The sequence below is a fragment of the Cohnella sp. GCM10027633 genome (assembly GCF_042675445.1).
In the GTDB taxonomy this organism is placed as follows: domain Bacteria; phylum Bacillota; class Bacilli; order Paenibacillales; family Paenibacillaceae; genus Cohnella.
In genome coordinates, this window is record NZ_JBHTGV010000003.1 from 378,033 (window position 1) to 403,219 (window position 25,187).

Below are 25,187 nucleotides of genomic sequence, written 5' to 3' on the forward strand. Positions count from 1 at the left end.
GGCACCTCCCGTAGATCGATGAAAAATAGCTGCATACTAGGGATGCTTCCTACTACATATTCCACATCCGCGAGGTTTTCCCTCTTTTTTCAACATTTTTTTTGATTATTCGTCAAGGGTACGAAATTGTCCATTTACGATAATTCCCTCTTTACCCATAAATGAAATTCTAGCATTCTTTTTGATTATTGAGTAGAGTCCTTTTCCTTAATATTATCGGATTGTTGGCTCTGATTGTTTGCATTTTGTGCCGAATAGGGCAAATATCTGTCCGCCTCCAGCATGACGACCTTGCCGGGTTCGCGGTTTTGTACAATGTCGCTCAAATAGGAAATTTTGTCAGGCAGCTTGCTGACGGTGGTCACGATCTCGAATCTCGAGCGGGTAAACAGCTTGATTCGATCGGCGTAAGCGGTCGAAGGATCGGGATGGATTTCGGAAAGATCCGACAACAAATGCGGCGTCAAGCTGCTCAAAATCCGACAAAGGGCGATGAGATTCGGGTCTTGCGGCTGCCATCCGGACAAGATCGGCTTGTCCGGCAGCTTGCCTTCGCGCAGCGGCAAGATAAGACCGTTCGCGAGCACAGAGAACACTTGGCCGTCCGAGGACAGCTGAACGGCCACCTCGGGATGCTCGGTTACCGTCACCCGCAGCACGCCGGGAAACTTCTTGGCGATCACGACCGACTGCACCGGCTCGAGCTTCTTGACGCGAGCGCGCAGATCGCTAGCCTTCGGGAAGAAGAATGAATCGCCCGCTTTCACGCCGAGCGCCTGCATGACTTCATCTTCGCTGAGATAGGAGGTGCCTGACACCTGAATATCCGAAAATTTCGACAAGGAAGAACGGAAGAACAATACGACCAGAATGATGACGACAAGCGCGTAAACGATCGTCAGCAATACTCTTTTCCCCCGGCTTGTCCGCTTCTCCCCTTCCTGCTTCAGCGCAGGAATTCGCTCGGCCATCGTTCGTCACCCCACTTGATCCGTTCGTAACAAAAAAGCTCCCCCGCCGCACCGTTGCCGCTTCGGCGGGGAACGCCCTATTAACTGTACACTTTGCTAGAGTTAAGCTCCCTGACGATATTGCCGCCGATGAGCCGGAACATCTCTTCGATCCGGTCGTAGCCCCGATCGATATGATGTACTTGCTCGACGACCGTACGCCCTTGCGCGGCCAAGCCGGCGATGACGAGCGCCGCTCCCGCCCGAAGGTCGGTCGCTTCTACGTTCGCGCCGTATAGCTGCGGCACGCCGCGAATGAACGCGTTGTTCAGGTCGACGCGAATGTCGGCGCCCATGCGGCATAGCTCCTCCACATGCTTGAAGCGCCCCTCGAATATCGTCTCTTTCATGACGCTTACGCCGTCCGACAGAGAGAGCAAGGTCATCACTTGCGCCTGTAGGTCCGTCGGAAAAGCCGGGTAAGGCGACGTGACAATGCGCTCTACCGCCTTAGGGCGGCCTGAAGCGCCGACTTTCATTATATCATTGCCGATATCGATTTGAACACCGGCGCGCCTCAGAGCGTGGATGAGCGACGTCAGATGTTCCGGCCGCGTATTCCGCAGCGTCACTTCTCCGCGCGTCGCCGCCGCGGCGACCATAACGGTACCCGACACGATCCGGTCGGGAATGACCTCGTAGTCGCAGCCGTCAAGTGACTGCACGCCGTCGATGGTAATGATATCGGTTCCGGCTCCCGAGACTTTGGCGCCCATCTCGTTCAAAAATTGCTGCAAGTCTTGTATTTCCGGTTCTCTCGCAGCGCCGACGATCGTCGTCCGGCCTTGGGCCAGCACGGCCGCCATCATGATGTTCTCGGTCGCGCCGACGCTCGGGAAATCCAGAATGATTTCCGCTCCCGTCAGCTTGCGGGCCGTGCAGACGATGCGACTGCCCTTCTCTCGTATACTGGCGCCAAGCGCCGCTAGACCCCGCAAGTGCAAATCGATCTTTCGTTCGCCGATGGCGCAACCTCCGGGCTGATAGAGCTGTACCTCGCCGAACCTGGCGAGAAGCGGCCCCATCAGGAATACCGAAGATCGCATTTTCCGCATCAACGTCTCCGGAATGTGAGAGGATGTTGCGGCCGCCGGCTCTACGGTCACCACCGTATCCTCATGCCGGGCCTTGCACCCGATATCCCGCAAAATGTCCAGCATCACTTCGATGTCGAGCAGTCTGGGAACGTTGCGGATCGTCACTTTGCCTTCCGCGAGCAAGCTGGCAGCCAAAATCGGCAGTGCGGCGTTTTTGGCTCCATGGATACGAATGGTGCCCGAAAGCGGCTGACCGCCTTCAATCACCAGATTGTCCAATGGTTTCACCTCCGGGTTACCGCTCACCCATCAAGAGAACCTCCGGCACTAGCTTTATTCCGTCTTGTTGTTCGATTATCGCTTGAACCCGGCTCATTAGGGTGAGGACGTCCTCAGCCCTCGCACCACCGTGGTTGACGATGAAATTGGCGTGCACTTGGGACACTTCCGCCGCGCCTTCGCGCAAGCCCTTCAGACCCGCCGCCTCGATCAACCTCGCCGCGAAATCGCCCGGCGGGTTGCGGAACACGCTACCCGCGCAAGCCATCTGAAGCGGTTGCGTCCGGCGGCGGCGGTCTTTGTAGCTCGCCATCGCCGCGGCGATCTCCTTGCGATCCCCGTTCTGCAGGCCGAATACGGCCCGCGCGACGATGCCGCGCTTCTCGTGCAGAATGGAGTGGCGGTAAGAGAAGCCCATCTCCTCGTTCCCTAGCACGGACCGACTTCCGTCTTCCCAGATGATGTCGGCTGACTGTAAGATACGCGAAATATCCGAATGATGCGCGCCGGCGTTCATGTAGACGGCACCGCCGACCGTCCCGGGAATTCCTCCCGCGAATTCCAGCCCGGTCAGCCCTTCCTTGCCGACTACCACCGACAGCTTGATGAAGGAATACGAAGCGCCTGCAGTCACCGTATTCCCATCGAATTGCACTTCGTCGAAGCCTTCTCCAAGCTTAATGACGGCTCCGCGAACCCCCTTGTCGGACACGAGTGTATTGGAGCCCCGGCCGAGTACGCACCAGGGCACGCCATGACGGTGCAGCAGCGCAAGCGCGCGAGACAGCTGCTCTTCGTTGTCGGGGATCAGAAGCAGATCGGCGGGCCCGCCGATTTCCCAAGTCGTGTATTTGGCAAGCGGTTCGTCCGCTCGCACGCGGCCGATTTGAGCTTCTTCCAGCTCCGAGATCAACTGCTTCGAGATCAACTGCTGCATCATTGCTTCCTCCTTGCGCGTCCTTCGAGGGTTGTGCCGCTGACGATAGATACCGGCGCCTTGCATTCGGCTGTCACGATCACGCTGTATCTTATGACAGGTCGCCAAGGGTGGTGACAATCGCCTATACGGCGCCCCGTCGGCCGCGCGCTATGTAGTCCGGATCATCCGGTTATTCGGCAATAAAAGAAGCGCCCGCGCGGGGCGCCGCGAAGTCTGTCATCTCGCGTAACGAGACAGATTGAGTAAAATTCCGAGAGCCGTCAACAGCAGCGTCAACGAGGAACCCCCGTAGCTCACGAGCGGCAGCGTAATGCCGGTGACCGGCATCATGCCGATCACGACGCCGATATTGATCAGCACCTGCACCGCGATAATGCCGACGATGCCCGAAGCCAGCAAACTTCCGTACGGGTCCGTAATCGTGATCGCCGTTCTCATCCCCCGCCAGATCAGCATCAGGAACAAGAGCAGGAGCAGCATGCCGCCGATGAAGCCGAGTTCCTCGGCGATAATCGAGAAGATAAAGTCGGTTTGCGGCTCCGGCAAGTAATTGTACTTCTGCCGGCTCATGCCCAGTCCAAGCCCTACAAGCCCTCCGGGGCCGATGGCGTACAGCGACTGGATCGATTGATAGCCGGCACCGAGCGGGTCTTGCCAAGGGTCAAGGAAGGCGGTAATCCGCTGCAGCCGGTAAGGCGCCGCGGCGATCAAGCCGACGAGCCCGAAGACGCCGACGAGGGCGAGTCCGCCCAAGTGGGCGAGTCTCGCGCCCGCCACGTAGATGACGAGCAGCGACGCGCCGATCATGACCGCCCCGGTTCCCAGGTCGGGCTGCAGCATGATGAGTCCGAACGCAAGACCCATGATGCCGAGCGGCGGCAGCAAGCCCGTCGAGAACCTTTGAATCTGATTTTGCCGCTCGGAGAGCAGCTTGGCCAGGAACAGGATCATCGCCAGCTTCATGAACTCCGAAGGCTGAATGCCGAACGAGCCGATGCCGAGCCAGCTTCGCGCTCCCCCGCGGACGACGCCGAGACCGGGAATGAGCACGACGATCAACAGAGCGAAGCAGAGCAGCACGGCGGGCACCGCATACTTGCGCCACGTCGTATATTCCACGTTCATCGTGACGAACATCGCCGCTACGCCGAGCACGGCGAACAGCAGCTGTCGTTTGACGTAATAGAATGCGTCCCCGTAGTCGTGGAATGCGGCGACGGCGCTAGCGCTGTACACCATGACGACGCCGATGGCCAATATGCCGATTATCGCGGCGATCATCCACAGGTCGGGAACGGAACGGGTTTTGGCCATGAACCGGACACCTCGAGAGCAGAAGTAGGGACAAGCCCCCTTCTACAACGTATGCGCCGATTGCTTAAACATGCGACCTCTCGTCTCGTACGAAGGGAACATATCCCAACTCGCGCAAGCCGGCGACAGAAGAACGATGTCTCCGGGCGCGGCCATCGCGGCCGCCTCTTCCACGGCGCGGCGAACGGTGCTTTCGGCGTCATCCATAGGTTCGACGAGTTTCACCGCGTCTAAACCGGCCAGCTCCGCCACGCGCCCGAGCTTCTCCCTCGTCTCGCCGATCGCGACGAGACCCTTGAGCCGGTCGCGGAACACCGGAACGAGCTCCATATAGTCGGAGCCTCTGTCCAGACCGCCCGCAATCAGAATGAGCGGCGACGGCAACGACAGAATGGACATCGTCGACGCCATCGGGTTCGTCGCCTTCGAATCGTTATAGTATTTGACGCCGCGGATCGTGCCGACGAATTCCAACCGATGCTCGACGCCGCGGAAGTCCTTCAGCGCCTGCACGAGCAGCTCCGGCTTCGCGCCCGCGGACAGCGCGATGGCGATCGCGGCGAGCGCGTTCGCCGTATTGTGCCGGCCTGGAATGCCGAGCTCGTCGACGCGAATGATCCGCTCCTCGGCGCCGCCTTCCGTTCGGCTCACGATCCAGCGCTCGGCTTCGGTCTCGCCTTCCGCGCCGGGCTTAGTGGCAGCGTAAGGCGGTTCTACCGATACGCCGACTGGCAGCCGCCGCGTGATAGAGAACGGAACATGGCGCGCGTTGATCTTCTCCGCAAGACGGACGCACGTCTCGTCGTCCGCGTTGAAGATCGCGATGTCTTCCGGCGTCTGGTTATCGAACAACTTCGACTTCGAGCCGACATAATCCTCCATGTCGCCGTGATAATCGAGGTGCGTCTCCGCGACGTTCAGCAAGCAAGCGATACGCGGACGGAAGTCCGACGTCCCCTTCAACTGAAAGCTGCTAAGCTCCGCGACGAGCCAGCCGGTCGGATCGACCTCGCGCACCGCGTCGCTAAGCGGACGCCCGATGTTGCCGGCGACGAGCGGCTTAAGGCCCGCGGCCTCTAGCAGCACGCCGGTCAGCGTCGTCGTCGTCGTCTTGCCGTTGGAGCCGGTAATGCCGATGATCGGCGCGGGCGACAGCTGCCCGGCCACCTCGACCTCGCTCACCACTTCCACGCCGAGCCGCTGCGCGACGGCGACGGGCTCCGCCGTGTACGGGATGCCCGGATTCTTAACGAGCAGCGCCGTATTCTCGTTAACGAGCCCCGGCGGGTGGCCGCCGCACACAACAGAAATGCCCAAAGCCGTCAATTCGTCGGCTTCGGGACATTGCTCGCGCTCTTTGCGATCGTTGACGACGACTTCCGCGCCGATGCCGTGAAACAGCTTGGCGGCGGCCACGCCGCTTCTCGCCAAGCCGAGGACGACGACATTGCGCCCCCGGTAGCTCGATAGTTCCTTCATATCACGATAGCCCCTTATACAGAATCAGGCCTAAGCCCGCAAGCAGCAGTCCGACGAACCAGAACGTCGTCACGATGCGCCACTCGGACCAGCCGGACAGTTCGAAATGGTGATGGATCGGGCTCATTTTAAATACCCGTTTCCCGCGCGTTTTAAACGACGCTACTTGAATAATAACCGATAACATCTCGATTACAAATACGCCGCCGATAATGAGGAGCAGCAGCTCGGTCTTCGTCAGGATCGCGACCGCCGCGATGCCGCCGCCCAAGCCGAGCGAGCCGGTGTCGCCCATGAAGATCTTCGCCGGGTGCTTGTTGAAGACGAGGAAGCCGAGAACCGCGCCGACCGTCGCTGCGCAGAACACGGCGGCTTGCGGCTGCGTCGCCTCGACCGCGATGATCGCGAACGCGCCGAACGCAAGCGCGCTTGTCCCGGATAACAATCCGTCAAGTCCGTCCGTGAAGTTCACGGCGTTGCTGGCGGCGAAGAACATGACGACGACGAGGACGTAATAGCCCCAGCCCAGCTCGAGGGACCAATCCGCTCCCGGGAAGCCGATCGACGTGTTATGGTCCATCTGGTGGAGCTGAACGCAGAATATAATCGAGAACAAGAGCTGGCCGAACAGTTTTTGTCTAGCGGTCAAGCCGAGCGAGCGTTTGAACGCGATTTTGATGTAATCGTCCAGGAATCCGACCAAGCCGAAGCCGAGACACGCGACGAGAAGCGCCCAGTATGGCTTGCCCGGATCCGCGAACTTCAGGAACGCGAGCGTCAACGCGATCAAGATGATGATGCCGCCCATCGTCGGCGTCCCTGTTTTCTTCAAGTGAGATTGCGGTCCGTCGTCTCTGACCTGTTGACCGAATTTAAGCCTCCGCAGAAGCGGGATGAACAGCGGCCCGATGAGCACCGCGAGCAAGAAGGATACGCCTAACGTCCAGAAGATCGATGTATAGTCCATGCGGTTACCCCCTGTCCCCTTTCTGCAGCGCAACGACGACCTCTTCCATTCTCATGCCGCGGGAAGCTTTGACGAGCGCCAAGTCTTGCGGTCCGAGCTCGGCCGTCAGCCGTTCGATCAGTTCGTTCTTGTCGGTAAAATAAAGCGCGCTTCCCGGCTCGAAGTTACGCTTGGCCGCTTCGTACGTATGGGACGACAGCGGGCCGTAGAGCAGCACGCGGTCGGTTTTGTCCTGGTTTAAGTATGCGCCGATTTCCGCATGGAACGCGGCTTCGTCCGGCCCGAGCTCGAGCATGTCGCCGAGCACGATCCATTTCGCGGCGTATCCGGACAGTTGCGCGACGAGATCGATCGCGGCTTTGACGGACGTCGGACTCGCGTTATACGCGTCGTTAAGGACGACGGCGCCGTTGTTCGCTTCGCCGCGCTCGATGCGCATGCTCGTCAGCTTGACCGTCTTCAAGCCTCGCGCGATCTGCTCGTCGGACAGTCCGAACGCGCGGCCGATCGCAATCGCCGCCAACGCGTTGACGGCATTATGCCTGCCCGGAATCGGGAGCTCGAACCGGATGCCCTGAGCGTCTTGCACGTTGAACGCGGTCCCTTCCGCCGTAACGGAGATGTCGCCGGAGACGATGTCGCAGCCGTCGTCCTCGCCGTAAGTCGTTGTGCGGATAGCGATCTCGCCTAGCGCGGCGAGCTCTTCCCGAATAAGCGGCTCTTGCCCGTAATACGCGAGAACGCCGCCCGGCTTCATGCCGGACGCGATCTCCAGCTTCGCGCGCGCGATGTTGCGGCGCGAGCCTAACTGAAGCAGATGGGACTCACCGATATTCGTAATAACGGCGGCGTCCGGCTTCGCGAGCTTGGATAGCAGCTCGATCTCTCCGAACTCGCTCATGCCCATTTCCAACACGAACAGCTCCGTGCCTTCCGGCGCGCTTAGAATCGTAAGCGGCAGTCCGATATGATTATTATAATTGCCTTCCGTCTTATGGACGCGGAAGCCCGTTCCGAGCACCGCGGCGAGCAGATCCTTCGTCGTCGTCTTGCCGTTGCTGCCGGTCACGCCGACGACCTTCGCGCCCGCGTGAGCCAAATACCCCGAAGCCAACGCTTGCAGCGCGGCCACGACGTCGTCTACGAGAATAAGCGGCACCGTATCGCCCTCGGGCAGCGCTCTGGCCGCTTCCCACAGCGCCGCAACCGCGCCGGCCTCTCTGGCCGCTTCTATGTAATCGTGCCCGTCCACTCTCTCGCCCTCGATCGGGACGAACAGATATCCCGGCGCGATCCGCCGGGAATCCATCGTGACTCCTGTTATATGAATGCCGTCCGCGCGTCCGGACAGCCGCGAAATCTCGTTGCTTCCGCACCAATCGGCTACTTCCCGTATCGTTGCATGCATTAGTTGATTCGACTCCTTATCGCTTCTTTCGCTACAAGACGGTCGTCGAAATCGTAGGTGACGCCGCCGATCAATTGATAGGTTTCATGTCCTTTCCCCGCAATCAATACTACATCGCCGGGGCTTGCCATTTCAACCGCTTTTTCGATCGCGGCGCGCCGATCGGGCACCAGCGCGTACTTTTCCTTCGCGACGGATGCCGCAAGAAGACCGGATTCGATATGTTCGATGATGAGATACGGATCCTCCGTGCGAGGATTGTCGCTCGTCACGATGATCGCGTCCGCGTACGCCGCCGCTATGCGCCCCATGATCGGCCGCTTCGCGCGGTCGCGGTCTCCGCCGCAGCCGAACACGCAGATGACGCGACCGTGCGTCAGCTCCCTGACCATCCGCAGCACGTTCTCGAGACCGTCCGGCGTGTGCGCGTAATCGACGATGACAGCGAACGGCTGACCGGCGTTCACCGGCTCCACGCGCCCCGGCACGCCCGCGATGCGCTCCAGACTGCGCACCGCCTCCTGCAAGTCGATGCCTTCGCAGATAGCCGCCCCCAGGGCGGCCAGCGCGTTGTAGACGTTGAACTTGCCGACGAGCTTCAAGCCCACCGGCCGGCTGCCCCAGAACGAATCCAGCTGGAACGACGTTCCCCCGGCCGCTATCGTGACCCTGGAAGCCCGGAGCTGCGCCTCGTTGTCGATGCCGTACGTGACCGTCTCCGCCGCCGTCAGCTTCGCGTACGCCGCCGCTACAGGGTCGTCGACGTTCAGGACGGCGTACGTCCGCTGCTTCGGATCGTCGAAGTAGACGTTGCCGAGCCGAGAGAAGAACAAGCCCTTCGCTCTCTCGTAAGCGTCCATCGAGCCGTGGTAATCGAGATGGTCTTGCGTCAGATTCGTGAAGACGGCCGTACGGAACCGGCACCCCTTCACCCTTCCTTGCTCGAGCGCGTGGGAAGACACTTCCATGACGCACCTGTCCGTTCCCGCGTCGACCATCGATTTGAAAATCCCCTGCAATTCGAGGACGTCCGGCGTCGTTCCCGACATCGGATAGTGCCTCCCGCCGTACCGCGTCTCGATCGTCCCGATGACGCCGGGAGAGATGCCCGCGTCCGCTAGAATGCGCTCGATCAAGTACGTCGTCGTCGTCTTGCCGTTCGTCCCCGTGACGCCGATCGGCCTTAGCCGGTGGGACGGGCGGCCGTAATAGTGATCGGCCAGCATCGCAAGCGCCTGCCTCGTGTCAGGCACGATCAACTGCGCGATATCCAGCTCGAGCCGCCGCGCGGTCACGAGTGCCGCGGCGCCTCGTTCGATCGCCTGCAGCGCGAACCGATGCCCGTCGTCCTTCGTCCCCGGCAAGCAGAAGAACAAGCATCCGGGCTGGGCGATTCGGGAATCGGAGGCAAGGCTCGTGATCGCTATGGCGGGATTGCCGACGATGGTCCGGATCAACAATTGACTTGCCAACTCGTTCAACCGCACGATGATCACAGCTCCCCTCGACCGATGATCGGTGACGATCTTGTCCCGCGAACGTCATGCTTCCTTTCGAATTCGCGTATGAGCTACTTTTCCTGACCTAAGTAGATTCGGATGACCGAACCGCGCTCCAGCTTCGTTCCGGCCGCCGGCGCTTGGCGAATGACCGTGCTGCCGCTGCCCGAGGCGGCGAGCTGGAAGTTCGCGTTCATGTCCTCGTAAATGTCCGATACCGTCTTGCCGACGAGATTCGGAACGGCGACGATCGGCGTATCCCCGTACTTGAACTCCTTCTCGACCTGCTTCTTCCGCGGCTCTATGCCCATATAAGGAAGCGCGTCGGCCATGATGTTATGGACGACCGGCGCCGCGACGATGCCACCGAACTGGATGCCCCGAGGGTTGTCGATCGCGACGTAGACGATCAGCTTCGGATCGTCCGCGGGCGCGAAACCGATGAACGAGACGATGTGCTCGTTCGGCGAATAACGCCCGTTCACGACCTTCTGCGCCGTACCCGTCTTGCCGCCTACCCGGTAGCCGTCGAGGAACGCGTTGCGCCCCGTTCCTTGCGCGACGACTTTCTCGAGCGCCTCCCGCACCTTCTTGGACGTCTCTTCGGAGATCACCTGTCTTACGAGCTGCGGCTTACCTTCCTCTAAGATCATACCGGTGTCCGGCTGAATCCATGCCTTGGATACGTAGGGCTTATACAGCTTTCCGCCGTTGATGACGGCCGACACGGCCGCGATCTGCTGGATCGGCGTGACGGACACGCCTTGGCCGAACGACGTCGTCGCCAGCTCCACGGGGCCGACTTGGCTCGGTTTGAACAGAATCCCGTTCTCCTCGCCTTTGAGATCGATGCCCGTCTTCTTCCCGAAGCCGAAGTCCTTGATATAAGAGAACAACATATCTTTGCCGAGGCGTTGGCCGAGCAGCACGAAGCCCGGGTTGCACGAGTTCTCGACGACCTCGAGGAACGTCTGGCTGCCGTGGCCGCCCTTCTTCCAGCAGCGAAGCTTGGCGCCCGCCACGTCGACGTAGCCGGGATCGTAGAAGTGCTCGTGCGCGAGGTCGACCTTGCCTTCCTCGATCGCCGCCGCGAGCGTAATGATCTTGAACGTCGAACCCGGCTCGTACGTCATCCAGATCGGTAAGTTGCGGTTATATACTTCGGGCTTAGACTCCTGGTATTTGCCCGGGTCGAACGTCGGGCGGCTGCCCATGGCGAGAATCTCGCCGGTGCTCGGATCCATCGCGATCGCAATCGCGCTGTTCGGATTGTATTGCAGCACCGCTTGATCGAGTTCGCGTTCGAGGATCGACTGGATCTTCTGGTCGATCGTCAGCTCCAGCGTCAAGCCGTCCTTCGGTGGGAGGAACGTATCCGAGGAGTTCGGAATCGCCTTGCCGTTCGCCTCCGCCAAGTAATTGACGCCGCCCGAGATTCCCGTCAATCGTTCGTCGTATTGCAGCTCCAACCCCATTAACCCTTGATTATAGCTGCCGGCGAAGCCGAGCACGTGCGACGCCAACGTGCCGAACGGATAGTAGCGGCTGTTGTCTTCCGCGATGACGATGCCGGGAAGCTGCATGTCGCGAATTTGCTGCGCCTTCTCGGTCGTAATCTTGCGGCCGCCGGGCTTCAACTCCACGAGCTTGGAGCGCTTCGTAAGTAGCCGATACAACTGCTCCTCCGACATGCTGAGCGGTTGCGCCAGCTTACGGGCCGTCTCCCGCGCGTCCTGCACCTGCACGGGAATCGCCATGACCGTCGGCGTACTGACGTTATAGGCGAGCCGAACGCCGTTGCGATCCAAGATCTCCCCGCGCTTCGGCTGATAATCGATGACGCGGCGCCATGAATCCTCCGCTTTTTTCGTAATTTCCCCGCCGATCCATAGCTGCACGTAGCCGAGCCTGAACAACAGCGCGCCGAACCCGATAATAATGACGATCAACGCGGCGTACAACCGCTTGCGCACGGTAACTTGCGATATTTTTTTCACGCGACGAAAAACCCCCTCCGCCAAGACGTCTGAACAAGCTTGCGCATAGTTCCAGACTATTCTTGGACGAGGGGGGTTAGAACAAGCCCTCCATGGCCGAACGAGGTCTACTCCCCGTCCCGCGCGTTCGAATCGGCTTTCTTATCGGCTGTATCTTGTGTTTCCTCGGCGTCTTGCGAAACTCCGCCTCCCGGATCCGCTTCCGGTTCTCCCGCCGGCGAGAGCTTCAGTTGCAGCGTCCAGACGCTGCCGATCTTGACCGCCTTCTGGCTCTCGACGTAGCCTTCGCCTTCGACGTTGAACGGCACCTGCAGCAGTTTGCACATCTCGACCGCGTCTCGCAAAGACAGACCCTTCAAGTCCGGCACGTTCCCTTGGTGCGTGTCCGTCAGCAAATAGATGCGCTGAGATGGCTGCATGACGCTGCTGGCCTTCGGCAGCTGCTGCAGCACCTTCGTCCCTTTGCCGAGCACCCCGACCGGGAATTTCTTCGCTTTGAGCGCCGATTGCGCCTGCGTGACGGTCATGCCCACGACATCCGGCACCGTCGAGGTCACTTCGCCTTCGGTCTTCGTCAAGCCGGGGTCGACGCTAGCCTTCGCCTCCGCCTTCGGCAAATTCGGCTTGACGCCGAGATGCTCGAGCGATTGTTTCATGATCTCCTTGAAGATCGGGGCCACGAGCGAGCCGCCGCCGACGTTCTCCGCTTGCGGTTCGTCCATGATGACGTAGAGCACGATCTTCGGCGCTTCGACCGGCGCGTAGCCGATGAACGAGACGACGTAACGGTCTTTGGCGTAGCCGGTGCCGTTCGGGTCGGTCTCCTCGCCTTTGCTTACCTTTTGCGCCGTACCTGTCTTGCCCGCGATCTTGTACCCCGGAATATAGGCCTTCTTGCCCGTACCGATGTCCTGGTCGCTGACGACCTGCTCCAAGTACTCGCCGACTTTGCGCGACGTCTGTTCGGAGATGACCTGACGGATCAGCTCCGGCTCGGTAACGATCTTATCGCCTGTCGCCGGATCGGTAATCGACTTCACGACGTGCGGCTTCAACAGCTTGCCGCCGTTGGCGACCGCAGCGACCGCCGCAACCTGCTGGATCGGCGTCACGAGAACCTTGCCTTGCCCGAAGGCGGCGGTCGCCACCTCGGAAGGGTAGTCCAGGCTGAACGAGCGGGATACTTCGTTAGGCAGCTCGATGCCGGTCTTCTGGCCGAAGCCGAAGGCGTTAATGTAATTGACGAGCTTCGTCTTGCCCAGCTTCTCGTAACCGAGCTTGACGAACGCGACGTTGCTCGAGTGCTTGAGGCCGTCGAGCATCGAAATTTCGCCCCAACCGGTCCAGTTGTGGTCGCGAATCGGCCGGTCTTTGTCCGTGTACTTGATCGAACCCGACATATACATCTCGTTCGGATCGAACAAGCCTTCCTGCACAGCGGCGGCGAGCGTCAAGATCTTGAACGTGGATCCCGGCTCGTACAGCGACTGGATCGCGTTATCGCGGAACGCCGCTTGGTCCTTCGACTTCTCCCAGTATGCATTCGGGTTGAAGTCGGGCATGCTCGACATGCCGAGAATTTCCATCGTGTTCGGATCCGCGGCGATCGCCGTGATGCTGATCGGCTTGTACTGCTCGTATGCCTTGCGCAGCGCTTCTTCGATGTAGAATTGGATGTCCCGATCGATCGTCAGCGCGACATCGCTGCCGTCGATCGCCTGCCTGTACTCAAGCTGCCCATTAGGCAATTGGGTACCCGTGTTGTCTTTCTGGTACTTGATGAAGCCCGGCTCGCCCATGAGCAAGTCGTTCAATTCCTTCTCCATGCCGATGACGGCTTCGCCTTCCTTGTTCTCGTAACCGAGAATATGAGAGGCAAGCGAGCCGTTCGGATAGTAGCGCTTCGTATCTTCCATGAAATAAAGTCCGATGTTGTTCGTATCCGTCTCCTTGCGAAGCTCGTCCCGGAAAGCGCTCAATTCATCCTTGACCGCCTTGTCGACCTTCCAGCCGTCCGGCCTGACCTCGCGCTGATCGCGGAACGTACCGTCGTCTTTCTTGGAAGCAACCGCCGACCGCAGGCTGCTTTCGCTCGTGCCGAGCACCTCGTGAAGCTTTGCGACTAACTTATCGGTCAGCTTCCATTCGGGATGCTTCTCCTCCAACTCCGCGATCCGCTTCGGACCGACGGCGATCGTATAGGCCGCGGCATCGGCCGCGAGCACTTTGCCGTCCCGGTCGAGCAGCATGCCCCGCTCCTGCCGGATCGTATCGCTCGTAATCCACGTGTTCATCGCCTGCTCCGACCAGAATTCGGCCTGCACGACCTGCACCCAGAACAATCTAAAGATTAAACCGACAAAAAGGAGGGTGAATAACCCTCCCATCAGCAGCGTTCTCAGCTTTATTCTTCTCGTCATACGCCTTACCTCTTCGTTTCCCGGTCCGCGCTACGGCTTCATGGCCACGGCGCGACCGTCTTGGGACGTCACGGTAATGCCGCGGCTCTCGACCGGAACCATGCCGTATTCGTTCATCGCCTTGTCTCTGATCCGCTTCGGATCGCTCAACCGTTCGATTTCTCTCTGAAGCTCTTTCATTTGCTCGGTCGTCTGGTTGTATTGATTGCTCGTCTCTTGAATTTGCCCGTTCATTTGATAGATTTGCGCGTAACGGTAGATGATGAAGCAGGCCACGAGCACCACGACGGCAACCGTGAACAAGTATAACAGCTTCTCTCCGATCGGAATCGTCCGGCGACGGACGGATTTGCTCGGTTGCTGCGCGGGCGCTTGCTTGCGCGCGGGCGTCTGTTGCTGCTCCGGGGCGCGCTCCGGCTTTATCGCGAGGTTACCATAGTATTGCATCGATGTCTTGCTCCCCCTTCTTGGAATCTTGCGATTCTCGTGCATTGGCTGTTTATTAAGAACCCGATTGTTCGAGTTTCTCTGCGATTCTTAGCTTAGAGGACCTGGCGCGAGGATTCGCTTCCAGCTCGGCCTCCGTAGGCAGGATCGGCTTGCGCGGCGTCAACCGCAACCGTCCGTCTCCCCCGCCGCATACGCACACCGGAAAATCAGGCGGGCAGCTGCAGCTGGCGACTTCCTTCGCAAGCGTATGCTTGCAAATCCGGTCTTCGAGCGAGTGGAACGTGATGACCGCCACTCTTCCGCCCGGCTTCAAGCAATCGATCGCTTGGTCGAGCGCGTCCTGGAACGCGCCGAGCTCGTCGTTGACCGCGATGCGAAGCGCTTGGAACGAGCGTTTGGCCGGATGGCCTCCCGTACGTCGCGTCGCCGCCGGAATCGACTCCTTGATCAACTCGGCCAGTTCGCCGGTCTTCTCGATCGGCGCCTTCGCCCTTGCCTTGACGATGTTCGCCGCGATCTTGCGGGCGAACTTCTCCTCGCCGTAATCCCGCAGGATGTCGGCGATCTCCCGCTCGTCCCATTCGTTGACGATCGTCTTCGCCGTCAGCGTCTCGTCCTGGTCCATGCGCATATCGAGCTCCGCGTCATGGTTGTAGCTGAAGCCGCGGTCGGCTTCGTCCAGCTGCGGGCTCGATACGCCAAGGTCGAACAGGATGCCGTCGACTTGCGGACTGCCGTCATGCTCGGGAACGCCGACTTCGCGAAGCGCCTGCTTGAGGTAGCGGAAGTTGCTCCTCACCAGCGTTACGACTTGTCCATAGGAAGCGAGCCTGATTCGCGCGTTGGCTAACGCCGTCTCGTCCTGATCGAACGCGATCAATCTTCCTTGCGGCCCGAGCTGGCTGGCGATTAACTCGCTATGTCCCGCTCCGCCCAAAGTACAATCGACGTATATGCCGTCCGGACGTATATGCAAGCCTTTGACCGATTCCTCTTTCAATACCGTTACGTGGTGAAACATATTCCCTGCCCCCCGGCACCCTGAAGTCGGGCCCGTCTCTCTGCGTGAGTCTGTATGTATTAGGTGTTGTTAGCGAATCAGAAGTTGAAATCGAAGTCCACGAGCTTCTCCGCGATTTCGTTGAAGGAATCCTCGGACGCTTTGGAATATTGCTCCCATGTCGCTTTATCCCAGATCTCGACCCGGCTGGATACCCCGATGACGGTGCATTCCTTGTCCAGCTTGGCGTAATCCCTCAGGTGGTTCGGCACGTTTACCCTTCCCTGTTTGTCCCACTCGCATTCCGACGCGCCGGAGAACAGCAATCGGGAGAAGGCGCGCGCGTTGGCGGCCATCGAAGGCAACGCCTTCATCCGGTCTTCGAGCGCGTTCCATTCCTTGCGGGGATAGACGAACAAGCAATTGTCCAAGCCGCGGGTGATGATGAAGTCGGTTCCGAGAGCTTCGCGGAATTTCGCAGGGATGATGATGCGTCCCTTATCGTCGATGCTATGCTGAAATTCGCCTAGAAACATCCGCGTCATGCACCCCCATACTTCACCACTTTCCACCACTTTAAACCACTTATGATGATAATTCGCGTCATAAAATAAAAATCCTGCTTCATAGGCAGGATTTTAAAAAAATATTTTAGGCAATTAATCGAGCGTTTCCCTATTCAGTCGGCAAGTTGCTTCACCGCTCCGTCCGATCGTCCGGACTCGTGTCGGAAGCCGTTTCGTCGCCGGTATCGTCCGGATTCGCGCCGTCCGCGATCCGATCTTTTGCGGGAGCAACATTCAGATTGTGCGCGGCGATCTCCTTCCTTCGCGCCTCCGCCCTCGCCTGCCGTGCCGCATGGCGTCTTCTGACGATGACGTATGTCGGGATTCCGATAACCGACGCGACGAGCAGCACGGGAAGAAGCGCAGCGAGCACGACCAGCAAGCCTTCCCCGAATTGCCTGAGCACCTTCGCGCTGCCCGACAGAGCGTCGTAGATGCGATCTCCGAAATCTTGATCCTCTTCTTCCGTCTCTGCTTTGAGCGTCTCGGCGGCAGCTTCGTAGAGGCGAACGCTGACGGTGGAGAACGCGACGTTCTGGTCAAGGTACCGGATCCGGCCTTTGATCTGCTCGATCTCCTCCTGCACGCGGGCCAGCTCATTGGAGAACCGGACGAGATCGTCCGTCTTCGTCGCCTTGTCCATGAAGCCGAGCAATCTCGTCTCGACCGTCGTCTTCGCCTTAAGCCGAGCGTCGAGATCGACGTATTCCTCGGTCACGTCGTTGCCTTGCACGTTGCGCTCGAGGTGAACCGTCTTAATCTCCTTCAATCCGTCGAGGAACGAAGAGAAGCCGCCCGATGGCACCTTGACCACGTAGGTGGCGCCTTTCTCGTCGGGGTTGCGGCTGTCGGCGAACTCCAGCGTGTACGCCCCTGGCGTCATATGGATGAGGTTCGACAACTGCTCTTCCGCGGTCGTGAAGTTCTCTACTTTCATGACCAGATTCGCCTGATAGATCACTTTACGACCGTAGCCGGCATCCGCGTTCGCGATTGGTCCGATGCCGCCCCCGATGCTCTGCGATCCCGTTTGTTCTCCGCGAGTGGGTTGCGGCTCTTCGCTTCCGGCTGCCGGCGCAACCGACGCTATCGAAGAAGCGACCGCCCCGCTCTCGCCATCCGCTTCTCCGTACTGATCGACGGCGCTCATCTCTTCAGCGGGTGCGTTCATGACCGCTTGCTCATTGGCTTGCGGTGCCGCGTCGCTATCGTCGTCGCTGCTCGACGAGCAGGCTGCCAATGTAAGCGCGAGCACGACGGCCAAGACGATTCCCAGTATCCTTCTCAGCTTGCCAGACCCTAACCCCTTCATCTCGATCTCCCCTTATATGGTTTCTATTCCCATAGACGAAGGTTTTGAAGGAAAGGTTTCCAGGAATCGCCAACGTTAGAAAATGTTCTTATCGTCGGTATCCGTCGTTCAAGGATATTCGGGCATGCCTCGTTAGAGACTTTTAGCCGGTATCCCTCTCGCTCAGGTTCGATGCGTCCCCTGTTTTTTCCTTTATGCCAGTATCCCTCTCGCTCAGGCTCGGTGCATCTCCCGTCTCTCTCCTTTGTGCCAGTATCCCTCTCGCTCAGGCTCGGTGCATCCCACGTTTTTCTCCTTTGCGTCGGTATCCCTCTCGCTCAGGAATCGCAAGCGCTCGAAGCGTCTGAGCGAAGGGGATATCGGCACAAAGGAGCTTCGAACCCGCGAATCAGCCACCCCCGACCGCCACCCCTGCGTGAACGCAAAAAAAATCCCGCGGCGCGACGAGCGCGCGCGGGATTCTCGAGTTAACCGTATTAGTGAGCCGTCCAGCTCTCCAGATAAGCCTTCTGTTCGGCGGACAACGCGTCGATCTTGATGCCGAGCGATTCGAGCTTCGTGCGAGCCACTTGCTCGTCGAGCTCGTAAGGCACGTTGACGACTTGGCTGCCGATCTGCTCGTAGTTCTCGTTCACGTAGCGAAGAGACAACGCTTGAAGCGCGAACGTCATGTCCATGATCTCCGCCGGGTGTCCGTCGCCCGCAGCCAGGTTAACGAGGCGTCCTTCCGCCAGCACGTAGATGCGGCGTCCATCCTTCAGCTGGTATTCCTCGATGTTGCGGCGAACGATGCGCTTGCTAACGGACATCGCAGCCAGCTCGACCAAGTTCACCTCGACGTCGAAGTGTCCCGCGTTGGACAGAATCGCTCCGTCCTTCATGTTGGCGATATGCTCGCCGCGGATGACGTCCTTGTTGCCGGTTACCGTCACGAAGAACTCGCCGACCTTCGCCGCTTCTTCCATCGACAGCACCGTGAAGCCGTCCATATACGCCTCGACGGCGCGAATCGCGTCCACTTCGGTGACGACGACGTGCGCGCCGAGACCCTTGGCGCGCATCGCGACGCCTTTGCCGCACCAGCCGTAGCCGTTCACGACGACCGTCTTGCCCGCGACGACGAGGTTCGTCGTCCGGTTAATGCCGTCCCATACCGACTGCCCCGTGCCGTAACGGTTGTCGAACAAGTACTTGCAATACGCGTCGTTGACCGCGACCATCGGGAACTTCAGCGATCCGTCCTTCTCCATCGCCTTCAGACGAAGGATGCCGGTCGTCGTCTCTTCCGCGCCGCCGCGCACCTTCTCGAGCAGGTCTTGGCGCTCCGCGTGCAGAATGCCGACGAGATCGCCGCCGTCGTCGATAATGAGGTCCGGCTTCGTCTCGAGCGTCTTCACCATCAAGTCTTTGTATTCCACGGGGTCCGGATTATATTTGGCGAATACGGTAATGCCGTCTTCGACGAGCGCCGCGCAGACGTCGTCCTGCGTGGACAGCGGATTGCTGCCCGTAATGACGACTTCGGCGCCGCCGGCTTGCACGACTTTCGCCAAGTACGCCGTCTTCGCCTCCAAGTGCAGGGAGATCGCTACCCGCAACCCTTTGAACGGCTGATCGCGTTCGAATTGCTCGCGGATGCGGTTCAATACGGGCATATGCGCCTGTGCCCAGTCGATCTTGAGTTTGCCTTCCGGCGCCAAAGCTCTGTCGCGCACGATGCTGTTCGTTGCAGCTGTCATAAGTAAAATGCCTCCACCTGTTCGATTCGTCTTGCTTGCGATTATGATTATACTTGCTCTTTCACGGGAACCAAGCTCTCGACGAGCCGCTGACCGCCCGTTACTTCGTAAGGAACGTTCAACCACTGCGTTAACCAGGCAGGTCCGTACCGGTTCCAGTAATGGATCGTACCGTATACTCTCTCCTGCGGTTTGCCGAGCGGCGTAAGCGCGAGCTGGATACGGTCCCATTGGCGCAGCGCGGCTTCGTTCTGCTTCGCGATCGCGTCGAGCGAGCGGGATTCCAGGTAGGACATCTGCTCGATGATTTTGTCCCGGTTGCTCTCCGCGAGCTTGGCAAGTCCCGGCTGCAACGAGCCGACCGTATCCATGACCGGCGCGTACAAGCGCTCGAATTGCTCGCGCGCCTGCTGGAACTTCTCTTCTACGTTCCAGCGGTCTTGCCGGCTCAGCCACTGCGCCTTCCTGTCCGCCCATTCATGCAATACGGCTTCGATCGAAAGCTCGTATTTATCCATAAGCTTGCCGATGTTATGAGGCAAGTAGGTGAACGATTGACGAGGAACCAGCAGGGGCATCGACATCCCGAACGATTCGAACGCCGGACCGAGTATGCCCCAATAGGCGAGCTCGGAAGGACCGAGCACGGCCCCGAGCACCGGCAGCAAGTAATCTTGCATGAGCGGGCGCGTGAGCGCGTTCGTGCTGAGCAATTCTGGCGCGCTGTCCGTCAGGGCGAGCAGCTCTTCCGCCCCGTAAGCGACGTTGCCCCGGCGGTCGACGAACCTTCCACCATCCTTATGCAGCAGCAGACGGCCTTGCTCATGATGAAGGAACAGATTGGCGCTGTATTCCGCGATTTCCGCCTGCAGCGGGAAGCCGCGGTCGCCGACTCGCTTCTCGCCGGTTTTGAGAGCCAGCTCCAGCTCGTCGTTCCGCTCGACCAAGCGCCGGAACATCGGGCCTTCCAGCGCCCGGAGCGCCGGATCGTCCGCGTCGAGCAGCAACAGCCCTTGTCCGCCGAACCAGTCGGCTAGCAGTCTCGCGAATGCAAGACTAAGCGTAGGCGCGTCGGAGACGTAGCTTTGCAGCTTGGCCAGCAGCTCCGGCTTGTGCTCGGTATCGGGCAACTGAGCCGCCAACTCCAGCAGCGACGCCTGCCAATCCGCGGCCGTTAGCGACGTACGGCTGACCGCGAGCCGCGGACCGTCGGGACGATCGATCCGGAGCCTTCGGACGCCTCCGTCCGCCGCCTGAATGTTGACGTGGTTCGCTTCGTCGTAATCATGGTCTTCGCCCGCGATCCAGAATACCGGCACGACGGGACGGCCGAGCAGCTTCTCGGCGTAACGCGCCGTCTGCACGACGGTCAGCGCCTTATAGAAGATGAGCAGCGCGCCGCCGTACAGTCCGGCTTGTTGGCCGCCGACGACGACTAGCGCTTCGCCGCTCGCCAACTTCGCTACCGATCGCGCCGCCTCCGCGTGCGCCGGCAGCTCCGCTTGATAGCTTCGGATCGCTTCGGCTACGCCGGCCATGCTTGCCCGGCGATCGGCGGTCGCGTCCAGCGTAGACGCCCTGCGGCGCCAATGATCTTCTTCCGAAGGATGAAGCCCGAACAACTCGGTCGCCTCCGGACAGCCTTGACGGAAGCGTTCCGCTATCGTCTTGTCGTTACATTCCGCTAAAGGTGCAATATTCAAAGGGAACGTTCCCCCGATCTGTCGATTTCTAATCACAGTTTGATTGTACACACACCCGGGTCCTGCGTCAAAAGAAAAGAGCCCTCCCGCGAAGGAAGGCTCGGAGAATTAGGCTTGTACGGCTTTGCCGATCGCGACGAGAATTTGAACGAACATAAGAATGATATAAAGAACGGACATTCCGAAGAAAGATAAACGCCATACAGCCCGAATCAGCTTGGACGTATCTACCTTCCCGCGGGCGCGATTCTGCGCGTTCCCGATCAGTCCTCCGCCGATCAACATGAGCAGGATGAGCAAATATAAGCCGAACGTCGTGCCGAACCGGTCGTTGATCAGCGCGGCGACGATGCCGATCAAGAATACCGTCGTCACGTCCATCGCCGTGCGAATCGCCTGCTTGCGGTCTCCCCCCCTGGCGGAGATGACGAAATATACGATAAGAAACGGGATGATCGGCACCAATGCGATCGTCGCGTACGCATGCTTGAGCGCTTCAAAGATCGTACCCATGAATTAATCTCCCTTAAAATAATAAGTAGCTTTCACGAGCGCGGCGACGGATTCGTTCCAAGGCGCTTGGCGCCCTTGGCCCGCGGCCATCCGGCCGATCGCCCCGTTGATCGCGTCGATCTCCGTCTCTCTTCCCGCCTTCACGTCCTGCAGCATGGAAGATTCGTTGCCCTTCGTCTTGTCGCAGACGGCGAGCACCGCAAGCCACATCGCTTCGGAGTGCTCCGTCAATCCTTGCGCCCGCAAAATCTCGTGCGTCTCGTCGAACAACGCCCGCATGAGCGCCAGCCGATCTTGCGTGGCGGTCAACTCTCCGTTCCGCACGCGCAGCAGCGCGGTCAGCGGATTGATGACGGCATTGATCAGCAGCTTGCGCCATACGGCCTCTTCCAACTTGTTCGACAATATCGCGTTAAATCCTGCATCTTTCAGCGATCGAATCAAAAGGTTCCGCATTGTCAAAGCGTCTTCCCGACTATTTACGCCGTCAAGGCCGCTGGCCTCATCGTGACTTAAGCCCCATTCCCCGATTCGGATATCGCCTTTGCCCGTATGTCTAACCGTCGCGGGGCAGACGCGCAGCGCGCCTTCCGTCGTAACGGCCTGCAGCAGCATGCGGCCGGGCAATGCCTCCGCGAGCCGTTCCGGATGGCCGACGCCGTTCTGGAACAGCGCCGCGATACCCCCGATCGGAATGATGCTGGCGAGATCGGCCAGGAATGTATCGGTTAACGCCGTCTGCTTCACCGCAAGCAGCACCGGCCCGCCCGTTTCCGCCGCAGCATCTCCCATCGCGACGGCGCGAACCGGTACCGTGAGGGCGCCTTGCCCCTCCATCGTTCCCTCCTCGATCGTAACGCCGTTGATCGACAATAGCTCCGCTTGCTCGGCGGTTCTCGTCACGACGACGACGTCATAACCCGCTTCCGCCAGCCTTCCCGCCAACAGCAAGCCGAGCGAGCCGCCGCCGATGATCGTGTACGCAGTCATTGCCAACTTCCTCTCCGCATTCGTCCCGTATGAGCTTACGATACCAAAGCGAAGCCCGCGAGGATAGTCCCCGCGGGCCGGTAACGAACGCTTCCTATTCGATTCTCTCGAGATTGCCGTTCGCGTCCATCTTGAATCTCGTGCGATCCTCGTCTACTTCTTCCGTCAGAAAAGCAAGCCTGCGAGCCCGATCCATAATACGAATGAGCGCTTTGTAGTCGTCGTTCACGACCCGGTAATCGGTCTGCACCTCGTTAACTTCCTTGGACAGCCGATCGTTCTGCTCTCTGAATTCGCTCAGGCGGTCTTCTTTGTCTTTGACTTCTTTCTCTAGCTGACGAATTTGCCTGCTCATCTCTTGCACGGTGCCCTTCCATTGACGCAAGTAGCGTATAATCGCTTCCAAAGACATCGATTCCGCGGACAGCAAATCCGTTTTGCCGGAATCGATTTCTTCGACCGCGATTCTGTCGGAACCGGAAATCGTCGTAATGCCTTGTTTTTTCAGATAGTTGCGCTTCTGCCTTTGCTGCTTCGCCATACCGATCGCGTCGTCGTATCTTTTGCGGACGCAGCTATTCCAGCGGAAACCGCACGCGGCCGAAGTACGGGCGATGCGTTGCCCGACTTCTTCGAAAGCAGCGAGCTGCGTGCTGCCCTCGCGAATGTGCCGCAAGGTGACCTCCGCCAATATCAGATCGTCGTCCGGACTCCATGCGTCTTGTCTAATCGCCGTCATGGGAGCTTATCCCTCCTTGATTGAGTTCCGTATATTCGGGGCCTTTGTTCATTTCTATGCCCGCCTAACAATTCATAGAATCTATCGGATACTTCTATGTATATCCATTTTTCGAATCACTATACCTGAGAAGCCGGGCGAAGGTCGAACTCAAGTCGCATATTCGCTCCGGCGCCGGGCAATGCTACACCGTATCGCGAAAAGTTTGCCATTTCGTCACGAGTTACGGTTTACACGATTTTGGGCAAAAGGTATAATATGCTGTAGTTAGAGAGGGGGATACTTCGTGGCACGTATGTTTCGGGTGCTTGGCTTCTGGACGCTGGTCATCGGTCTGATGGCGTTCGCGGGCGACATGTATGAGATGTCGTTGCTGTTCTTCTTCCAGACGGCCGCTTTCTTCCTGCTGGGATACTTGAACTTCTCCGAACGGACATACCTCATGATGTTCTGGGGATATATGGTTCTCGCATTCCTCGGGTTCACCTACTGGTCCGTCTTCGAAATGGGACTGCCGGTGTAATTCCAACGATAACAAGCGAAACCGGGTATACGCAGACGGAATGTCTGATATACCCGGTTTTTATTATGCCCGTATGAGTCATGGTTTCTCGAAAATTTGCACTTTGAACAGCTCGCTCATCCCGTCCGACAGCAGCAGCTGCCGAATCGCGCGATTGCGCCTGGCGACGGGGTGAAAAGGATCCGCGATGTTATGCTCGCTGAGTTTGTTCATTATACCGGATTCGACGAGAAACCGTTTCTGCGTGCCGTACCACCGCTGCCGCCAACCGGCCGCCTCCGCCGCCTGCCGCATATGGCTGAAATTCACGTGCGCGGTCATATCCTGCTCGCCCGGATCGGCATACGGGTCGTCGTGCGCGCGATGCTTGGCATAACAGAGCAGCGTCCCTTCCATGCGATGCGGCGCGGACAGCTCCGCGCTCTCGTCGCCGTAATCGATCAGCACGAGCAGCGCGCGGGGCAGCCGATCGGCAAGCGACCGCACCCATTCCGCCGCGTCCAAGCCGACCTCGAACGTCTGCCCCTCCGCCAACGTAACCCCGTGCTCGGACAACCATCCCGCCCAGTCGCGGTCGCTATCCGAGAGCAAGCATGACGCCGGCGCGCCGGCGTTGTCGTCCCACGCCACGCCCCACTCCTTGACGGCTCCGTCCTTCACGACGATACGATGCACCGGGAACGCGTCGAGCAGTTCGTTCGCGACCACGATGACCGGTCTTGTCGCCCGTCCCGCCAGCGGTTCCGGAAGCTCCGCCGCGACGCGGGCGCTTCCGGCAGCGATGTAGGGAGCCAGCCTTCTGCTCGCTTCCTGCCGGTGCTCGGGATTCCCGTCGATCAACGTCAACGTGAACCGGTTACCCGCTTCCCCTAAGCTGCGCCATCCTTCCAGCATCTGAGCGCCGAGCTTGCCCGTGCCGCCGCCCCAGTCGACGACGTCGACCGGACCGTCTCCGGGGAAGCTGTCGCTCGCCATTGTCGCGATCGACTCGGCTAGCTGTTCGCCCATCGCGTCCCCGACGTACGCGCTCGTATAGAAGTCCCCGTCCCTGCCGATTCTTGAGACTCCGGAACGATAATAACCATATTCGGGATGATAGAGGCAGAGCGACATATAATGGTGAAAGGAGATCGCGGACAACTCCGCCTCATGCGGCCCATTCGCGTATGCCCTTCGCCCGCTGTTCCGAATCGTCGCTTCGACGATCGCGGAGAGCGGCGTCGCGGCACGTTCCGTATCCATACCGTTTCCACCTTTCCCCATTGAAGATGTCATATTATAATGAATAGGATTCAGACGACC

21 protein-coding genes are annotated in these 25,187 nt (G+C 59.4%); 1 reads left to right on the top strand and 20 read right to left on the bottom strand.

Translation table 11 applies throughout. The features are described 5' to 3' along the window. Positions 1-185 precede the first annotated feature (185 nt). From ACFQZG_RS10930 to ACFQZG_RS11020, 19 genes are all read right to left on the bottom strand, one after another. Complete coding sequence (locus ACFQZG_RS10930; RefSeq protein WP_378152284.1) at positions 186-971, bottom strand: cell division protein FtsQ/DivIB; 786 nt, start codon at positions 969-971, stop codon at positions 186-188. Positions 972-1,051: 80 nt separating this feature from the next. Then, entirely contained in the window at positions 1,052-2,326 is a 1,275-nt protein-coding gene (gene murA / locus ACFQZG_RS10935) for a UDP-N-acetylglucosamine 1-carboxyvinyltransferase (protein ID WP_378152286.1), read from the bottom strand. A 16-nt stretch (positions 2,327-2,342) separates the two neighbouring features. Beyond that, on the bottom strand, positions 2,343-3,263 hold the full coding sequence (murB, locus tag ACFQZG_RS10940) for a UDP-N-acetylmuramate dehydrogenase (protein WP_378152288.1): 921 nt from the start codon (positions 3,261-3,263) through the stop codon (positions 2,343-2,345). Positions 3,264-3,482: 219 nt separating this feature from the next. Next, a complete protein-coding gene (gene spoVE, locus ACFQZG_RS10945; protein ID WP_378152290.1) occupies positions 3,483-4,580 on the bottom strand; it encodes a stage V sporulation protein E in 1,098 nt (365 codons plus the stop codon). A gap of 42 nt (positions 4,581-4,622) precedes the next feature. Continuing rightward, entirely contained in the window at positions 4,623-6,059 is a 1,437-nt protein-coding gene (gene murD / locus ACFQZG_RS10950; RefSeq protein WP_378152292.1) for a UDP-N-acetylmuramoyl-L-alanine--D-glutamate ligase, read from the bottom strand. Position 6,060: 1 nt separating this feature from the next. Next, on the bottom strand, positions 6,061-7,026 hold the full coding sequence (gene mraY / locus ACFQZG_RS10955) for a phospho-N-acetylmuramoyl-pentapeptide-transferase (RefSeq protein WP_378152293.1): 966 nt from the start codon (positions 7,024-7,026) through the stop codon (positions 6,061-6,063). Positions 7,027-7,030: 4 nt separating this feature from the next. Continuing rightward, on the bottom strand, positions 7,031-8,434 hold the full coding sequence (locus ACFQZG_RS10960; RefSeq protein ID WP_378152295.1) for a UDP-N-acetylmuramoyl-tripeptide--D-alanyl-D-alanine ligase: 1,404 nt from the start codon (positions 8,432-8,434) through the stop codon (positions 7,031-7,033). Next, positions 8,434-9,921 (bottom strand): UDP-N-acetylmuramoyl-L-alanyl-D-glutamate--2,6-diaminopimelate ligase, encoded by a 1,488-nt coding sequence (locus ACFQZG_RS10965; RefSeq protein ID WP_378152571.1) that lies wholly within the window; start codon positions 9,919-9,921, stop codon positions 8,434-8,436. Before ACFQZG_RS10965 ends, ACFQZG_RS10960 begins: the two co-directional genes overlap by 1 nt. 83 nt (positions 9,922-10,004) lie before the next feature. Beyond that, positions 10,005-11,930 carry a stage V sporulation protein D gene (locus ACFQZG_RS10970; RefSeq protein ID WP_378152297.1) on the bottom strand — a complete coding sequence of 642 codons (1,926 nt, stop codon included), beginning with the start codon at positions 11,928-11,930 and terminating at the stop codon, positions 10,005-10,007. Between the two features lie 107 nt (positions 11,931-12,037). After that, positions 12,038-14,350, bottom strand: coding sequence for a penicillin-binding transpeptidase domain-containing protein (locus tag ACFQZG_RS10975; RefSeq protein ID WP_378152299.1), 2,313 nt, complete (start codon positions 14,348-14,350; stop codon positions 12,038-12,040). A 30-nt stretch (positions 14,351-14,380) separates the two neighbouring features. Further along, positions 14,381-14,797, bottom strand: coding sequence for a cell division protein FtsL (ftsL, locus tag ACFQZG_RS10980; RefSeq protein ID WP_378152301.1), 417 nt, complete (start codon positions 14,795-14,797; stop codon positions 14,381-14,383). Between the two features lie 55 nt (positions 14,798-14,852). Beyond that, a complete protein-coding gene (rsmH, locus tag ACFQZG_RS10985; RefSeq protein ID WP_378152304.1) occupies positions 14,853-15,821 on the bottom strand; it encodes a 16S rRNA (cytosine(1402)-N(4))-methyltransferase RsmH in 969 nt (322 codons plus the stop codon). 77 nt (positions 15,822-15,898) lie between these two features. Continuing rightward, positions 15,899-16,336 carry a division/cell wall cluster transcriptional repressor MraZ gene (mraZ, locus tag ACFQZG_RS10990; RefSeq protein WP_378152573.1) on the bottom strand — a complete coding sequence of 146 codons (438 nt, stop codon included), beginning with the start codon at positions 16,334-16,336 and terminating at the stop codon, positions 15,899-15,901. 160 nt (positions 16,337-16,496) lie between these two features. Then, positions 16,497-17,678 (bottom strand): DUF4349 domain-containing protein, encoded by a 1,182-nt coding sequence (locus ACFQZG_RS10995; RefSeq protein ID WP_378152306.1) that lies wholly within the window; start codon positions 17,676-17,678, stop codon positions 16,497-16,499. Positions 17,679-18,154: 476 nt separating this feature from the next. Next, entirely contained in the window at positions 18,155-19,417 is a 1,263-nt protein-coding gene (locus tag ACFQZG_RS11000) for an adenosylhomocysteinase (RefSeq protein WP_378152308.1), read from the bottom strand. 47 nt (positions 19,418-19,464) lie between these two features. Further along, complete coding sequence (gene bshC, locus ACFQZG_RS11005) at positions 19,465-21,120, bottom strand: bacillithiol biosynthesis cysteine-adding enzyme BshC (protein ID WP_378152310.1); 1,656 nt, start codon at positions 21,118-21,120, stop codon at positions 19,465-19,467. A gap of 108 nt (positions 21,121-21,228) precedes the next feature. After that, positions 21,229-21,633 (bottom strand): DUF3397 domain-containing protein, encoded by a 405-nt coding sequence (locus tag ACFQZG_RS11010; protein WP_378152312.1) that lies wholly within the window; start codon positions 21,631-21,633, stop codon positions 21,229-21,231. Positions 21,634-21,636: 3 nt separating this feature from the next. After that, positions 21,637-22,623, bottom strand: coding sequence for a 2-dehydropantoate 2-reductase (locus tag ACFQZG_RS11015; protein ID WP_378152314.1), 987 nt, complete (start codon positions 22,621-22,623; stop codon positions 21,637-21,639). 94 nt (positions 22,624-22,717) lie between these two features. Beyond that, entirely contained in the window at positions 22,718-23,362 is a 645-nt protein-coding gene (locus ACFQZG_RS11020) for an RsfA family transcriptional regulator (RefSeq protein WP_378152316.1), read from the bottom strand. Between the two features lie 286 nt (positions 23,363-23,648). Here ACFQZG_RS11020 and ACFQZG_RS11025 point away from each other — a divergent pair, with 286 nt between their 5' ends. After that, positions 23,649-23,885: a DUF2626 domain-containing protein gene (locus tag ACFQZG_RS11025; protein WP_378152318.1), complete on the top strand. Its 237-nt coding sequence runs from the start codon at positions 23,649-23,651 to the stop codon at positions 23,883-23,885. A 78-nt stretch (positions 23,886-23,963) separates the two neighbouring features. On the opposite strand, the gene ACFQZG_RS11030 is transcribed toward ACFQZG_RS11025, so the two are convergent. Beyond that, positions 23,964-25,127, bottom strand: a complete 1,164-nt coding sequence (locus tag ACFQZG_RS11030) for a class I SAM-dependent methyltransferase (protein ID WP_378152320.1) — start codon at positions 25,125-25,127, stop codon at positions 23,964-23,966. Between the last annotated feature and the right edge of the window lie 60 nt (positions 25,128-25,187).